The sequence below is a fragment of the Cognatishimia sp. WU-CL00825 genome (genome assembly GCF_040364665.1).
GTDB lineage: Bacteria > Pseudomonadota > Alphaproteobacteria > Rhodobacterales > Rhodobacteraceae > Cognatishimia.
This window is the reverse complement of sequence record NZ_BAABWX010000001.1, coordinates 569,570-585,247: the sequence shown is the minus strand read 5'-3', so window position 1 is coordinate 585,247 and position 15,678 is coordinate 569,570. Positions and strand designations below refer to the sequence as shown.

At 53.6% G+C, this 15,678-nt stretch carries 13 protein-coding genes; 5 read left to right on the top strand and 8 right to left on the bottom strand.

All coding sequences use genetic code 11. The annotated features are described in order from the left end of the window. Nucleotide 1: 1 nt before the first annotated feature. The 6 genes from ABXG94_RS02820 to ABXG94_RS02795 all read right to left on the bottom strand — a co-directional run bounded on the left by ABXG94_RS02820 (nt 2) and on the right by ABXG94_RS02795 (nt 7,654). Nucleotides 2-664: a glutathione S-transferase family protein gene (locus tag ABXG94_RS02820; protein ID WP_353532175.1), complete on the bottom strand. Its 663-nt coding sequence runs from the start codon at nt 662-664 to the stop codon at nt 2-4. Continuing rightward, complete coding sequence (locus tag ABXG94_RS02815) at nt 661-2,607, bottom strand: acetyl/propionyl/methylcrotonyl-CoA carboxylase subunit alpha (RefSeq protein WP_353532173.1); 1,947 nt, start codon at nt 2,605-2,607, stop codon at nt 661-663. The genes ABXG94_RS02820 and ABXG94_RS02815 overlap by 4 nt, the downstream gene beginning before the upstream one ends. A 98-nt stretch (nt 2,608-2,705) precedes the next feature. Then, the gene (locus ABXG94_RS02810; protein WP_353532172.1) at nt 2,706-4,310 is read right to left on the bottom strand and encodes a carboxyl transferase domain-containing protein; all 1,605 of its coding nucleotides are present in this window, start codon (nt 4,308-4,310) and stop codon (nt 2,706-2,708) included. A 23-nt stretch (nt 4,311-4,333) separates the two neighbouring features. Continuing rightward, nucleotides 4,334-5,503 (bottom strand): isovaleryl-CoA dehydrogenase, encoded by a 1,170-nt coding sequence (locus ABXG94_RS02805; RefSeq protein ID WP_353532171.1) that lies wholly within the window; start codon nt 5,501-5,503, stop codon nt 4,334-4,336. Between the two features lie 200 nt (nt 5,504-5,703). Beyond that, nucleotides 5,704-6,894, bottom strand: coding sequence for a DegT/DnrJ/EryC1/StrS family aminotransferase (locus ABXG94_RS02800; protein WP_353532170.1), 1,191 nt, complete (start codon nt 6,892-6,894; stop codon nt 5,704-5,706). A gap of 73 nt (nt 6,895-6,967) precedes the next feature. Next, complete coding sequence (locus ABXG94_RS02795) at nt 6,968-7,654, bottom strand: HAD family hydrolase (protein WP_353532169.1); 687 nt, start codon at nt 7,652-7,654, stop codon at nt 6,968-6,970. A gap of 148 nt (nt 7,655-7,802) precedes the next feature. On the opposite strand from ABXG94_RS02795, the gene glmU reads away from it, so the two are divergent. From glmU to ABXG94_RS02780, 3 genes are read left to right on the top strand one after another with little or no spacing between them, the layout of a single operon-like run. After that, nucleotides 7,803-9,158 (top strand): bifunctional UDP-N-acetylglucosamine diphosphorylase/glucosamine-1-phosphate N-acetyltransferase GlmU, encoded by a 1,356-nt coding sequence (glmU, locus tag ABXG94_RS02790; RefSeq protein ID WP_353532167.1) that lies wholly within the window; start codon nt 7,803-7,805, stop codon nt 9,156-9,158. Further along, nucleotides 9,158-10,981 (top strand): glutamine--fructose-6-phosphate transaminase (isomerizing), encoded by a 1,824-nt coding sequence (gene glmS / locus ABXG94_RS02785; protein ID WP_353532165.1) that lies wholly within the window; start codon nt 9,158-9,160, stop codon nt 10,979-10,981. The genes glmU and glmS overlap by 1 nt, the downstream gene beginning before the upstream one ends. After that, nucleotides 10,978-11,658 carry a DNA alkylation repair protein gene (locus tag ABXG94_RS02780; RefSeq protein ID WP_353532164.1) on the top strand — a complete coding sequence of 227 codons (681 nt, stop codon included), beginning with the start codon at nt 10,978-10,980 and terminating at the stop codon, nt 11,656-11,658. The genes glmS and ABXG94_RS02780 overlap by 4 nt, the downstream gene beginning before the upstream one ends. On the opposite strand, the gene ABXG94_RS02775 is transcribed toward ABXG94_RS02780, so the two are convergent. Then, the gene (locus tag ABXG94_RS02775) at nt 11,655-12,122 is read right to left on the bottom strand and encodes a hypothetical protein (RefSeq protein ID WP_353532163.1); all 468 of its coding nucleotides are present in this window, start codon (nt 12,120-12,122) and stop codon (nt 11,655-11,657) included. The genes ABXG94_RS02780 and ABXG94_RS02775 overlap by 4 nt on opposite strands. Before the next feature lie 63 nt (nt 12,123-12,185). Here ABXG94_RS02775 and moaA point away from each other — a divergent pair, with 63 nt between their 5' ends. Further along, on the top strand, nt 12,186-13,190 hold the full coding sequence (gene moaA, locus ABXG94_RS02770; RefSeq protein ID WP_353532161.1) for a GTP 3',8-cyclase MoaA: 1,005 nt from the start codon (nt 12,186-12,188) through the stop codon (nt 13,188-13,190). Further along, nucleotides 13,190-14,494, top strand: a complete 1,305-nt coding sequence (locus tag ABXG94_RS02765) for a 3-deoxy-D-manno-octulosonic acid transferase (RefSeq protein ID WP_353532160.1) — start codon at nt 13,190-13,192, stop codon at nt 14,492-14,494. Before moaA ends, ABXG94_RS02765 begins: the two co-directional genes overlap by 1 nt. Here the strand turns inward: ABXG94_RS02765 and ABXG94_RS02760 are convergent. Further along, a complete protein-coding gene (locus ABXG94_RS02760) occupies nt 14,491-15,657 on the bottom strand; it encodes a M20 aminoacylase family protein (RefSeq protein WP_353532159.1) in 1,167 nt (388 codons plus the stop codon). The genes ABXG94_RS02765 and ABXG94_RS02760 overlap by 4 nt on opposite strands. Nucleotides 15,658-15,678 lie beyond the last annotated feature (21 nt).

The following is a 15,678-nucleotide window of genomic DNA, read 5'->3' as shown; positions in this document are numbered from 1 at the left end:
ATCACACCTCGGTCGGTAGCGGATAAAAGTCCTGCGAATACATTTTTTGCGCCCCATCTTTTTCCACAGCACGTTGATAGGCCGGGCGCGCCCTGCAGCGTTCTGTATAGGCGCGCAATTTTGGAAATGGCTGCAAGTCCACAAAATGTTTCACCGCATAAAGATTGAACCCCAACATGGTATCCGCCGCAGAAAAACCACGTGCAAGCACCCAGTCCTGCGTCCCAAATAGGGCTTCCAGAGGCCCCAAGGTTGCCTTAAGGCGCGCCACCATCAGCTTTAGAACTGCGACCGAAGGTTTGGCAGGTGGCCTAAGAAAGATCATTTGCAAATTCAAGGCTTCAACAATGCTGGCCTGAGTCTCTGCATAGCTCAGCCATTGCAAATACGCAGCCCGATCAGCCTCGCCCACAGACGGGGCCAAGCCTGCATCTGGATATTGTTCACACAGCACCTGGGTAATCGCCGAACTTTCGAAAATCACTGTGCTATTGATTTCCAACGCGGGCACCCGCCCCAAAGGGGAGCGGTCCAAAAATTCGGCCGTACGCAACGACCCGTCGCCGATTTGATAGGCGCTCAGTTCATAGTCCAAAGACAACTCTTCCAGCAGCCATAAGATGCGGCTCGAGCGTGTCCCAGGCACATGATGCAAATGCATCATTGCGCCGACTCGTCGTTTTCTAGGCAGATCAATGCAGCCCCGGCTTCCACTTGGTCTCCGGCCTGGCTCAACACCTCGGCAACCACACCGTCGCGTGCTGCCAACAAAGCATGTTCCATCTTCATCGCCTCCAGAATGGCCAATCTGTCGCCCGCTTTCACCTTTTGTCCTGCCTTTGCAAACACCGCCTTCACCAAACCTGGCATCGGGGCTTCAATCAAATTGCCATCCCCCCCGGCGGATGCTGCTTGATCCAAAAGATCGACGATTTCAAAAGAAACGCCATAATTGTCAAAAACAGTAACACTACTGCCCCCAACAAAAACACCGGGCGCAGGCTGGCCATCCACACGCCAGACCTCTCGCCCTTTTTCCAAAGTCACGGCAACTTCACCGACCAAGACCTCGATCAAGGTCTTTGAGAGTACCCGCAGTTTCACCTGTTGCACGTTTTCATCCTGCCGCAGATGCACCGTATGATCCAACGGAGCCCAAAGCGTAAACCCGCTTTCATCATGCGCGCTGTCCATAACCCCACTTGCTGCGGCCGCAGCCAGCGCAACAGTTGCAGGTTTAATCTCAGCCAAGGCAACCAGATCCTCAAGGTCACGCGCAATTAACCCCGTATCGACCTCGCCTTTCGCAAAACCCTGGTGGGCACACAACGCACCTAAGAAACCAAGGTTCGTGACAGTGCCCGCCACCTGGCACCCCTGCAATGCCTTTTTCAGCCTAGACAAAGCAATCGATCGCGTTGCGCCATGGGTGATGACCTTGGCAATCATTGGGTCATAAAATGGGCTGATAACATCGCCGGCGCGCACGCCGCTATCAGCGCGACAATCGTCTGGGAATTGCAGATGAGACAGCTGGCCAGTGGCTGGCAAAAACCCTTTGGGCACATCTTCGGCATATAGCCGCGCCTCAAAACTATGCCCCGTGATCGTGAGCGCATCCTGTGCAATAGGAATTGAATCCCCTGCCGCGACACGCAATTGCCACTCTACCAAATCAACCCCGGTGATGGCTTCGGTCACCGGATGCTCTACCTGCAGCCGCGTGTTCATTTCCATGAACCAAAAGCCATCTGGCCGCAGCCCATCCGAGCCATCCACGATAAACTCTACCGTGCCTGCCCCCTTATACCCGATGGTCTCCGCCGCTCTGACAGCTGCCTGCCCCATGACCGCGCGGATCTCCTCGGTCATATCCGGCGCAGGCGCTTCTTCAATCACCTTTTGATGGCGGCGCTGCAATGAACAATCGCGCTCAAACAAATGCACGGCGGATTTGCCATCGCCAAACACTTGAACTTCAATATGGCGCGGCTGTTGAATATACTTTTCAATCAGCACATCTGCATTGCCAAAAGCAGTGGTCGCCTCGTTCTGAGCGCTCGCCAAAGCGTCAGAAAACTCCTCACTGGCCTCCACCAGACGCATGCCTTTTCCGCCACCGCCAGCAACCGCTTTGATCAACACTGGATAGCCGATTTCGTCAGCTTTTTGGCGCAGAAACGCTGCATCCTGATTTGGGCCATGATAGCCGGGCACAACTGGAACTCCGGCCTCATGCATCAGCGCTTTGGCTGCGTCTTTTAAACCCATCGCCCGGATTGCATCCGCAGAGGGTCCAATAAATACCAACCCAGCCGCTTCAACAGCGTCTACAAATTCAGGATTTTCCGACAGAAACCCATAGCCCGGATGAATGGCCTGCGCCCCGGTTTGCTGTGCTGCCTGAATGATCACATCGCCTTTCAGATAGCTTTCCGCAGGCGTTGAGCCGCCAATATGAACGGCCTCATCTGCGCAAGCCACATGTTTGGTTGCTGCATCCGCATCTGAATAGACCGCAACGGTTTTAACCCCCAATTTACGGGCGGTTTCCATAACACGACAGGCAATTTCACCACGATTGGCGATCAGGATCTTGTCAAACATTGGCGGCCTCCTGGACCAGGATCTTCATTTTTCCAAAAAATACTCCGGGGGAAAGGTCGAAATATCATTTCGACCGCGGGGGCTGCCCCCCGTCCACGTCACATCCGGAACACACCAAATTTTGTAGGCTCGATCGGCGCACACAAAGACGCACTTAACGACAAAGCCAAAACATCACGGGTCTTGCGCGGGTCAACAATGCCGTCATCCCACAACCGCGCCGACGCATAAAGCGGGTGGCTTTGTTCTTCGAACATATCAATCGTTGGCTGCTTAAAGGCGGCCTCTTCTTCGGCTGACCAACTGCCGCCTTGACGTTCAATGGCATCGCGTTTCACCGTCGCCAGTACGCCGGCAGCCTGCGGCCCACCCATCACCGAAATACGCGAACTTGGCCAACTCCACATAAAGCGCGGCTGATAGGCCCGTCCTGACATGCCATAGTTACCAGCCCCAAAAGACCCGCCCACAACCATGGTGATCTTAGGCACATTAGTTGTGGCTACAGCGGTCACCATCTTGGCCCCATGCCGCGCAATACCTTCGCTTTCGTATTTGCGCCCCACCATAAATCCGGTGATGTTTTGCAAGAACACCAAGGGGATATTGCGTTGCGAACAGAGTTCCACAAAATGCGCACCCTTTTGGGCGGCTTCTGAAAACAACACTCCATTGTTGCCGATAATGCCAACAGGGCAGCCTTTGACATGGGCAAAGCCCGTCACCAAAGTCTCGCCAAAGCGCGGTTTGAATTCATCAAACCGGCTGCCATCCACCACCCGCGCGATCACTTCGCGAATATCATAGGGCGTGCGCAGGTCCGTAGGCACTACACCCAAGATTTCACTTGGGTCATAGGCTGGTTCTTCCGAAGCCTGCCAAGTGACCGTAGCGGGTTTACTGCGATTAAAATGGCTGACGGCACGTCGCGCCAAAGCCAATGCATGCGCATCATCTTCTGCCAAATAGTCGGCAACGCCAGAAAGGCGTGTATGAACGTCACCGCCACCTAAGTCCTCAGATGTTACAACTTCACCGGTTGCGGCTTTCACCAAAGGCGGGCCTGCCAGAAAAATGGTGCCCTGCTCTTTAACTATGATGGTCACATCCGACATCGCCGGCACATATGCACCGCCGGCGGTACACGACCCCATCACAACAGCAATCTGTGGGATACCCTTTGCGCTCATCCGGGCCTGATTATAGAAAATGCGGCCAAAGTGATCACGATCTGGGAATACTTCGTCTTGGTTGGGCAAATTCGCCCCACCGCTGTCGACCAAATAGATACATGGCAGATTACATTCTTCGGCGATCTCTTGCGCTCGAAGATGCTTTTTCACGGTCATTGGATAATAGGTGCCACCCTTGACGGTCGCATCGTTGCAAACAACCATCACTTCCTGGCCATGCACGCGTCCTATACCAGCAACAGCACCTGCCGCCGGAGCAGCGCCACCATACATGCCATGAGCCGCAGTCGCGCCAACCTCTAGAAACGGCGAACCGGGATCTAGCAAATTGGCAACCCGATCGCGTGGCAACATTTTGCCGCGATCTAAATGGCGTTGCCGCGCGCGGTCGCCGCCACCCAAAGCGGCATTTTGCGCAACTTCGCGGACAACAGACAACGCCTCAAGATGACCCGCAACATTGGCCTTAAAGGCCTCAGACGATGGCATCGCAGTGGATGAAAGCTTCATCACGCTACCTCCAGAATTCAAGTTTAATTAGAACGCATCTTGTTCATCATTTCGCGGCCAATCAGCATCCGGCGAATTTCGCTGGTGCCTGCCCCGATTTCCATCAGTTTCGCATCACGGAAAATCCGGCTGACCGGGGTTTCATTCATAAAACCCGCACCACCCATCGACTGCACTGCTTGATGCGCCACAACCATGGCTTCTTCTGATGCATATAAAACACATGCCGCCGCATCTTGGCGGGTCACTTGGCCACGATCACACGCCTTGGCCACTTCATACACATAAGCGCGGGCTGAGTTCATCTTGGTATACATGTCAGCGATTTTGCCCTGCATCAGCTGAAAATCCCCAATGGCAGTGCCAAATTGTTTGCGCTCTGCCAGATACGGCATCACCTCATCCAGACAGGCCGCCATGATCCCGGTACCAATGCCAGACAGGACAACGCGCTCAAAATCCAAACCAGACATCAAAACCCGAACACCCTTACCTTCTTCGCCAAGGATGTTTTCAAACGGCACTTCGACATCTTCAAAAATCAACTCAGCGGTGTTGGACCCACGCATGCCGAGCTTATCAAAGTGCTTTGAGGTCGAAAAACCCTTCATGTCCTTTTCGACGATGAACGCAGTTATGCCTTTGGATCCCGCTTCTGGATCGGTCTTTGCATAGACAACCAACGTGTCAGCATCCGGGCCGTTGGTGATCCAGAATTTGTTGCCGTTCAAGACAAAGCGATCATTACGTTTCTCTGCACGCAATTTCATCGACACAACATCAGAGCCGGCCCCGACCTCGGACATGGCCAAGGCACCAACGTGTTCGCCGGAAATCAGACCGGGCAAGTATTTTGCCTTTTGTTCTGCGTTGCCGTTCAACTTGATCTGGTTCACACAAAGATTGGAATGCGCACCATAGGACAGCGACACAGAGGCCGAGGCCCGCGCCAGTTCTTCCGTGACAACCGTATGCGCCAAATAGCCCATGCCCGCTCCGCCAAATTCTTCAGGGACAGTCACACCCAAAAGGCCCAGCTCGCCCATTTCCTTCCAAAGCTCAGCGGGAAATTCATTTTTGGCATCGATTTCGGTCGCCATTGGCTTCACGCGCTCTTGCGCCCAGCGATGCACCATATCGCGCAGTGCATTTACATCTTCGCCTAGGTCGAAATTCAAAGTGTGCATAAACATGGGCAACCCCGTTATTGAACGTTTGTTCAGTTAATACGGGAGACACAGCTTTCGATCAAGCCTGCAAGCAGCTGCAACGCCCCAAAGGACGCGACGTCTCGCTGAAAAAAACTAAATTATAGAAAGCTCGCGGACAAAAACATCATCACGAACACTCGCAACCGCGCAGTGAAATTTTGTCGGTTTCCAGACAAATAGGTTTAAGCGGTAAAGATCTCGCCAATCTCTTCTTTGATGATCTGCGCAATCAAAGCGCAATCCTCGACAGAAAACGTCAATGGAATTCGCATGTCCATGATTGACGACAAAACCCGGTCAGACTTTGGCATCTTTTCTGACGGCGCATAACGCCAACTGTCATAGCGCGACGTAAATGCCACAGGCTCTTTGCCGCCAAACCATTTGATTTCCACCCCACGCGCTGCACAGGCGGCAACGGCTTTGTTAATGTTATCTTCAGACCAATCCAGCAATAAGAACTGTATCGACGATCCCACAAAATGTTCTTCCTGCGGGCGCGCGACCAAGGTCAAACCCGGCGTGCCCCTTAAGCCGCCTTCCACTTTACGATAACGCGCATTCCAGTTTTCAACTTGCTGGTCCAAAACCCGCAACTGCGGGCGCAAAATGGCGGCCCGCAAATGATCCATACGGCCCGACACATTTGGGGTGTCGTACTTAATTTCAGCAAAAACCGCAGAATCTGGCGCGGCCAAATGCCTGTCAAACAACATGTAAGATCCTGACAACATCGTGGCCTTTGCCATCAACACCTCGTCATCGGAAATCAAAAAACCACCTTCGCCGGAATTCACATGCTTATAGGTCTGCGTCGAGTAACACGCCATCGCGCCCCATCGCCCCGATGCCTTGCCTTTCCAGTGCGCTCCCATGGTATGGGCACAATCTTCGATGACACGAATTTTATGAGCGTCACAAATTGCCATCAGCGCTTCCATATCACAAAGATGCCCGCGCATATGGCTTAGCATCAATACATCCGCTTGATCAGCTTTCGCCTCTAGGTCATTTAAATCAATCACTAATCCCTCAGTCACTCCCACAAATACTGGCACCGCGCCGACTGCGGCAATCGCTCCTGGAACCGGTGCCAAAGTAAAGGCATTTGTCAAAACGTGATCCCCCGGACCAACGCCAAGCGCGCGCAAAGCAGCCCCCATTGCATATCCACCAGAGGCCACAGCCAAACAGAATTTTGCCCCAGTAAGTGCGGCAAATTCCTGTTCCAGCAGCGCAACTTCGCCTGCCTCGCCTTGTGCAACATTGTACCGATGCAACCGCCCACTGCGCATCACATCAATTGCTGCCTGAATGCCTTCTTCAGGAATCGGTTCTTGCTGGGTGAAATTACCAAGGAAATTCTGTTTCATAGCAGCAGCTTTATACGCTATTTGCATCGGGTCAATGCCGTGTTCTTGGCTTTGAAAAAGTGAAAGCTCAGATTCAGGTTTCAAGAACCTTGGTCGGTGCCCCTAGCAATGACACGACAACCGCGGCAAGGTCGCCATAGTCCGACAGCAAGGCCTCAGGCGACAAAGCGGCCATATCCTCACCACTTGGACCAAAGGTCACCAGAATTGAGGGCACCCCGGCGGCAAGCGCCGTATTTCGGTCGGTATCACTATCTCCAACCAAAACGGTTTTGGCAGGATCTCCCCCAAGACGTCGCACGGTCTCGACCAACGGATCTGGCATAGGTTTGCGCACTGGCAGCGTATCTGCTCCAACCAAAGCCCCAAAGGCCGCGCGCACGCCCAATTCCCCCAGTAATTGTTCGGCAAGCGCCTCTGGCTTATTGGTGCAGATACCAACGCCATAACCAAGACCGCTCAGCGTTGCGACAGCCTGCATTGCACCGGGATATAAGGTGGTGTGACGCGCTATGTTTTCGCCGTAAGCCTCTAACAATACGGGGTAATACTCATCTACAATTGCGGCATCAAATCGTTCCAGACGCTGCAAACCAGCCTGCAACATCATCCGACCACCCCGCAAAGCGATCCCCGCATCTGTTGCAGGCTTTAAAACATCCCCATGGCCCATCTGACGAAAACACACATTCGCCGCCTCTAGCAGATCACCGCTGGTGTCCGCCAAAGTGCCGTCCAGATCAAAAATCACCGTCTTCATCAGCCAAATATCCCGCCAAATTGCTCAAAAGGGCGACAATCCGCCCAATCCTGTTACAGGCCGCAACCTTCTTTGAAGTCTCAGACCCTTGCGCCTTACCCCCACTCGGATAAAACGGGCGCAAGCCAATTACAAAGAGAAAACAAAAATGAGCATCGCACTGGTCATCCTTGCCGCAGGCAAAGGCACACGGATGAATTCCGACCTGCCAAAGGTTTTGCACGAAATAGCAGGCGCGCCGATGTTGGTTCACGCAATGAAGGCTGGCGCAACGCTGATGCCCGAACGCACCGTTGTTGTGGCAGGTCACGGGATCGCAGCTGTCACAAAGGCTGCCAAGAAATATGACGCCGATGCCATCGTCGTTGACCAAACCGAACAAAATGGCACCGGCCATGCGGTCATGGTCACCCGCGACGCTCTGCAAGGCTTCGCTGGCGATGTCATTGTGCTCTATGGGGATACACCCTTTATTCAACCAGAAACTCTAGAACGGATGGTGGCCGCCCGGGCAAATAACGCCGTGGTGGTGCTAGGGTTTCAAGCTGATCCAACTGAAAAATATGGCCGCCTGATCATGCATAATGATCAGCTTTCTGAAATCGTGGAATTTTCTGATGCGACAGACGAGCAGCGCGACGTAACCTTTTGTAATAGTGGCGTTATGCTAGCCAAAAGCGATACGCTTTTTGACCTGCTGGACGCCACAAATAATGATAATGCATCAGGGGAATACTATCTGACTGATGTGGTCAAAGTTGCCCAACAAAAGGGACTAACCACAACGGCAATCTCCTGTGATGCATCAGAAACGATGGGCGTGAATTCTCGCGCTCATTTGGCCGAGGCCGAGGCCGCCTTTCAGTCCCGCGCGCGTGCGACATTGTTGGATGACGGCGTTACACTGGTAGATCCAAGTTCTGTTTATCTGAGCCTTGATACGGTCATCGGTCGTGATAGCGTGATCGAGCCAAACGTTTTCTTTGGGCCTGAAGTCACCATAGAAAGCGGCACCCGCATTCGGGCATTCTCTCACCTAGAGGGTGCCCATGTGTCGCGCGGTGGTACAGTTGGCCCCTATGCGCGCCTGCGCCCCGGTGCAGAGCTCGCCGAAGACGTGCATATTGGCAATTTCGTTGAAATCAAAAACGCCATCATCGACGAAGGCGCTAAGGTGAACCACCTTAGCTATATCGGGGATGCGTCGGTTGGCGAAAAAACCAACATCGGTGCGGGCACAATCACCTGCAACTATGATGGGGTCATGAAACATAAAACCATCATAGGCAAAAACGCCTTTATCGGCTCAAATACAATGCTGGTGGCCCCGGTCACCGTTGGGGATGACGCCATGACAGCCAGCGGTTCGGTAGTCACCAAGACTGTCGAAAATGGCGCACTTGCGATTGCAAGGGCCCAGCAAGTCAGCAAACCAGGCATGGCACGCAAACTGTTTGAAATGCTGCGCGCCAAAAAAGCCAAAATGGCAAAGGGATCAAAGTAATGTGTGGAATTGTTGGCGTATTAGGTAATCACGAAGCAGCCCCTTTGCTTGTCGAGGCGTTAAAGCGTCTTGAATACCGCGGCTATGACAGCGCGGGCATTGCAACCGTCGATGATGGCGCGCTGACGCGGCGACGGGCTGTCGGTAAATTGGTCAACCTGTCTGATCTGTTAGTGCACGAACCACTGCGCGGAAAATCGGGCATCGGTCACACCCGCTGGGCAACCCACGGTGCGCCCTCGGTAGACAATGCACACCCTCATCAAGCTGGCCCCGTGGCCGTGGTCCATAATGGCATTATTGAAAACTTTCGCGAGTTGCGCCAAGAACTTGCCGACTGCGGTTTGTCGTTTCAAACAGAAACAGACACCGAGACTGTAGCGCTACTGACGCAAAAATATATGAACGACGGTATGTCGCCTGTCGATGCAGCTCGCAAATCTCTGTCGCGCCTGCACGGTGCCTTTGCCCTGGCCTTTCTGTTTGAGGGTGAGGACGATTTGATCGTGGCTGCCCGCAAAGGATCACCATTGGCCATCGGTCACGGCAACGGCGAAATGTTTGTCGGGTCTGACGCCATTGCTCTGGCCCCTTTGACCGACGAAATCACCTATCTTGAAGAAGGTGACAGCGCTGTCATCACCCGCACGTCTCTGGAAATTCGCAACGAAGCCGGCGAGCTTGCCAACCGTGCCAAAAAGACAATCCAGATCGACTCTGCGCGGGTGGACAAAGCAGGCCACAAGCACTTCATGTCCAAAGAAATTGCCGAACAACCCACAGTCATTGGCGAAGCCGTGCGCCATTATCTGTCTTCCACTGGCACCGAAGTTGTGTTGCCGGGCGCGGATTTGGATTTCAGCAAGGTCGAACGCCTGACAATGGTTGCCTGCGGAACAGCATCCTTTGCCTGCCTTACCGCAAAATACTGGTTTGAGCAGTTAGCTGGAATTCCAGTCGAAGTCGATATTGCTTCAGAATTCCGCTACCGCGAGCCGCCCATCACCAAAGGCACCGTGGCCCTGTTTGTGAGCCAATCCGGCGAAACCGCCGATACCTTGGCTGCCCTGCGCTATTGTCAGGGAAAAGCGGAAAAAATTGTATCGGTTGTGAACGTCGCAGAAAGCTCCATTGCGCGCGAAAGTGACATCGCGCTGCCCATTCTTGCAGGCACCGAAATTGGTGTGGCCTCAACCAAAGCTTTCACCTGTCAGCTTACCGTCCTGTTAATGTTGGCACTTAAGGCTGCCTCTGACCGGGGAGTTATAGATCCAAAAACCCTGACGGATCACTTGTCAGCCCTTCGGGCATTGCCGGGGATTATGAACACGGCTTTGGAATGTGACCGTGAAATCAAGAAAGTGGCGCGCAAGCTGGCAGAAGCACGCGATATCCTGTTTCTAGGCCGCGGCGTCATGTATCCTCTAGCCTTAGAAGGTGCATTAAAACTAAAAGAAATCAGCTATATACATGCCGAAGCCTATGCATCAGGAGAGCTAAAACACGGCCCCATCGCACTGATTGACAAAGCAGTTCCAGTTGTTGTGATGGCCCCGCGCGACGCGCTTTTTGATAAGTCGATCTCAAACATGCAAGAAGTCATGGCGCGCAACGGAAAAGTGTTGTTGATCACCGACAGCACCGGCGCAACCGAGGCAGCGGATGGCGCGTGGCAGGTCATCAAAATGCCACCCATCTCACCAGTTCTCAGCCCAATCCTCTATGCGCTGCCCGCACAATTGCTGGCCTATCACACCGCAGTCGCCAAAGGCACCGATGTGGATCAACCGCGCAATCTTGCAAAATCGGTTACCGTCGAATGACTTATGACGAGGCCCTCGCGCAACTTATGCAGCACGTGGAACCCGGGCGCGCCGAGCAAAAGGCAGCCTACCACAAGCAAACCCGAATTGTGCTTGGAGTGCCAAACCCTGCCTTGAATGACCTGACAAAAACGTGGCGACAGACCCTGTCAGTGACGCAGCGGCTGACGCTTGCAAAGGCCCTATGGGAAAGTGATATTTTCGAGGCCCGAATTGCAGCCGCAAAATTGCTGACACAAGCCCGTTTGCGCCCAGACGATCAAGCTTGGGAACTGATGCAGACCTGGGTGCCTGAATTTGACAGCTGGGCGATAGCAGATCACGCCTGTGCGGCGATCCAAAAACGGCTGGTGGCAGATCCCACGCGCCTTGATATCGTTGAGACCTGGATAACTTCAGACCACATGTGGACACGCCGCGCAGCACTTGTGGCCACGTTGCCTTGGACCAAACAAAACTTTCCCAAACCACTTGATCTGGAAATACGCGATCGAGTGCTGGGTTGGGCCGCCAGCTATGTGTCTGACCCAGAATGGTTTATCCAAAAATCAATCGCATGGTGGTTGCGTGACCTATCCAAACATGACCCCGACCGCACCCGCGCCTTTTTGGCGACTCATGGCAATGCGATGAAACCCTTTGCGCAAAAAGAAGCCGCGCGCCACTTGCCCGGTTAAAACGCGCGCACCTTCAATTCTGGCAGCCCCGTCAGCGGGGCACCAAGGGCCTGCATCGCTTGCAAGGAAATCTGGCTGCCGGCGGTCAAAGGACCATCAAGCGGCAGCAACTGCACATCAGCACTTTTGCTGCCAAAAATGACCTGACCAGGCTGTGGGGCCTCAACCAATGGGGTCTTAAGCCACATTCCAGGCTGTCGCGCGTCGCCAAGGCTGGCAATTGTCACCCCCAACACCCCTGATTTTGTACCCGTTTTACTTGTCAAATCTAGTTGCTCAGCACCGGATTTGGCCAGATCCCCGCCCAAATCTCCACGCGCCACCGGGCGAACAAGCCCTAATGCCGGATCCGCAGGTGCTGCTCTGCTTTGACTTGGCGTCTTTTTGCCCAAACCAAGCTTTTCGACCTGTGCACATCCCGTCACGGCCACGAAAACCGTCGAAATCCAGAAATACTTCATCATTTCAGAATCCTTAAAACCCCAATTTCTCTTGCTCCTACGGGCGCATAGGCCTAAGTCTACCCTATGACAGCGCCATTGATAGACCCTTTCCAACGCCCCATCGATTACCTGCGGGTTTCCGTAACAGATCGCTGCGATTTTCGCTGCGTCTATTGCATGTCCGAGGATATGACCTTTCTGCCTAAGAAAGACTTGCTCACCCTCGAAGAACTGGACCGCATGTGTTCGACCTTTGTAAAACTGGGTGTGCAAAAGTTGCGGATCACCGGCGGCGAGCCTTTGGTACGACGCAATATCATGAGCTTTTTTCGCGCAATGTCGCGCCACTTGGACAGCGGTGCCCTTAAGGAACTGACGCTGACCACAAATGGCAGCCAGTTGCACAGATTTGCTGACGAGCTTTTTGACTGTGGCGTGCGGCGGGTGAATATTTCACTGGATACCATCGACACTGAAAAATTTGCGAAGGTGACCCGCTGGGGCAAACTTGACAACGTTATTCGCGGCATTGACGCCGCCCAAAAGGCCGGTCTGCGCGTCAAAATCAATGCCGTTGCGCTCAAGGGCGTAAACGACGACGAGCTTCTGCCAATCACGCAGTGGTGCGCCGAACGGGACATGGATTTGACCTGGATAGAAGTCATGCCCATGGGCGATATGGGCGAGGAAGATCGGCTTGACCAATATTGGTCGCTTAAGGATCTGCAGGCTGACCTGGAAAAAAACTATACAGTGACCGAACTTGCAGAACGCACAGGTGGCCCGGCCCGTTACGTGCGTCTGGAAGAAACCGGGCAAAAAATTGGCTTTATCACCCCATTGACCCATAACTTTTGTGAAAGCTGCAACCGTGTGCGTCTGACGTGTACAGGCGAACTTTACATGTGCCTTGGTCAAGAAGACATGGCAGATTTGCGGGACCCATTGCGACAACACAAAGATGATGACCATTTGGAAACAGCGATCCGTGACGCGATCAAGCTTAAACCAAAGGGGCATGATTTTGACTATTCTCGACAAAAGGTCGAAGGCCAAATGTCTCGCCATATGAGCCACACAGGCGGCTGATGTCGGTGCGCCCTGCGTTGTCCTTGCCACCGATTTATCGGCTCTATGCGCTTGTCACGCGCCTTTTTGCACGCCAAATCGCCAATCATGCAGTAAAAAAACTACAAGACGCCGGTGTTTCCCCGACGCGAGCGCAGGAACGCCTTGGGCACGCAACATTGCCACGACCAACAGGCAAACTTGTCTGGATACACGCAGTGTCAGTTGGCGAATTCCAGTCCATTCTGGGTCTATTGCCCACGCTGATAAAGCAAGCTGCAGACACCACAATTTTGGTTACCACAACAACCGCCACTGCCGCCAAATTGGCCGAAACACGGCTACCAGAACGTTGTTTACACCAGTATTCGCCGCTTGATACCGCGAAGGCCACACAGCGTTTTCTGACCCATTGGCACCCAGACATGGCGGTGTTTGTTGAAAGCGAAATTTGGCCACGCCAGATTGTCAACCTTGGTGATCGCGGCATTCCATTGGCACTGATCAATGCGCGTTTGTCGGAAAAGTCTATCAAAAGCTGGTCACGTTTCCCACGACTTGCCAAAGCCTTACTATCCCGTTTTTCGCTCGTCCTGTGTCAGACACAAAAGACGGCTACAGCCCTTACAAATCTTGGTGCAAACCCAGTAAATGTAAGCGTTACGCAAGATCTGAAAATCTCTTCTGATCCCCTGCCCGTCGACGAAAACCAACGCGACTTGCTTGCCTCCGAATTTGGTCAGCGCCCGCTTTGGCTTGCCAGTTCAACCCACCCTGGCGAAGAAGAACTGGTCGCAAGCGCGCACAAACAGTTTCAAGCGCAAGAGGATGATGCGCTTTTGGTCTTGCTGCCCCGTCACCCGGAACGGGGCGATGCCATAGCTACAATGCTCAAATCACGCGGTTGGACAGTGGCCCAACGCAGCAAATCTGAGAACCCCAATCGCGACACCGAGATTTACCTTGCAGATACCCTTGGTGAAACCGGGCTATTTTACAGCCTGGCACCACAGGCCTTTATCGGCGGTTCCTTTGTGCCCGTTGGCGGTCACAACCCGTTTGAACCGGCGCATTTTAACTGCGCTATTTTGCACGGACCGCTTTATGCGAACTTTGCACAGGCCTATGCTGACCTAGATGGGATATGGGCAGCTCGACAGGTTGACACCGCAGATCAACTTGGTCACGCATTGCTTGAACTTCATGCCAGCAACGATTTGGAAACAATGCAAAAATCTGCATACGCCTATGTCACAAAAGGCGCTGAAATTCGCAAAGACGTGTCTGTTAAACTACTCGCGCTGCTGCACAACGCTGTTAATTAAGAGCTGAGTGGCATACGCTGTTCGGCGATTTCAGCCCACCAGCTGCACCCTGCCGGAATGGCCTCGTCGTTAAAATTATAAGCCGGATGATGCACCATCGCGCTATCACCATTGCCCACCAGAATATAAGCACCAGGGCGTTCTTCTAACAAATAAGCAAAGTCTTCTCCGCCCATGATCAACGGGGCTTTGTCGCATTGTCCCGACACGCTGCGCGCTGCCTGAGCGGCAAATTCGGTCTGATCCGGATGATTGACCATCACCGGGTATCCCCGGCGATAGTCCACAATGGCCTGTCCGCCAAAGCTTTCACATTGCAGCGCACACAGCGCTTTGACGCGCTCTTCTGCCAATTGCCGCATGTCTTTGCTTAGGGTGCGCACGGTACCGCGCAAGGTCACCGCATGCGGGATAACATTGAACGCCTTCGAACTTGTTTCAAAGGATGTCACCGAGATTACCACAGGATCAACCGGGTCTGCATTGCGGCTGGCTATTGTTTGCAGTGCCAAGACCAACTGGCTGGCCATCACCGTGCTGTCAATTGTTTCATGCGGTTTTGCCGCATGCCCGCCCTTGCCCTGAACCGTGATTTCAAACAAATCTGTGGCGGCAAAAAACGGCCCCGGACGAATGGCAAAAGACCCCGTCGGCATGCCAGGCCAATTGTGCATCCCATAGACTTCCTGAATGCCAAACCGGTCCATCAAACCGTCTTGGCACATTTCACGGCCGCCGCCACCGCCTTCTTCTGCAGGCTGAAAAATCAACACCACCGTGCCATCAAAATTTCGGGTCTCTGTCAGGTATTCCGCCGCGCCCAGCAACATGGCAGTGTGCCCATCATGCCCACAGGCATGCATTGCCCCCTCTGTGGTCGAAGCATAATCTAACCCAGTGGCCTCTTGAATGGGCAGCGCATCCATATCCGCTCGCAACCCAACCACCTTGCCTGATGTAACCGACTGGCCCTTGATGACGCCGACAACCCCGGTGCGGCCAATCCCGGTCACTACCTCATCACAGCCGACAGCCCGCAGCCTCTCGGCCACCAGCGCCGATGTTCGGTGCGTCTCAAACAGGATTTCAGGGTGCGCATGCAAATCATGGCGTAGGGCTGTTATGTTTTCATGCAGTTCCGCAAATCTATTCTTAACAGCCATAGACTTTGTCAATCTCTCTTA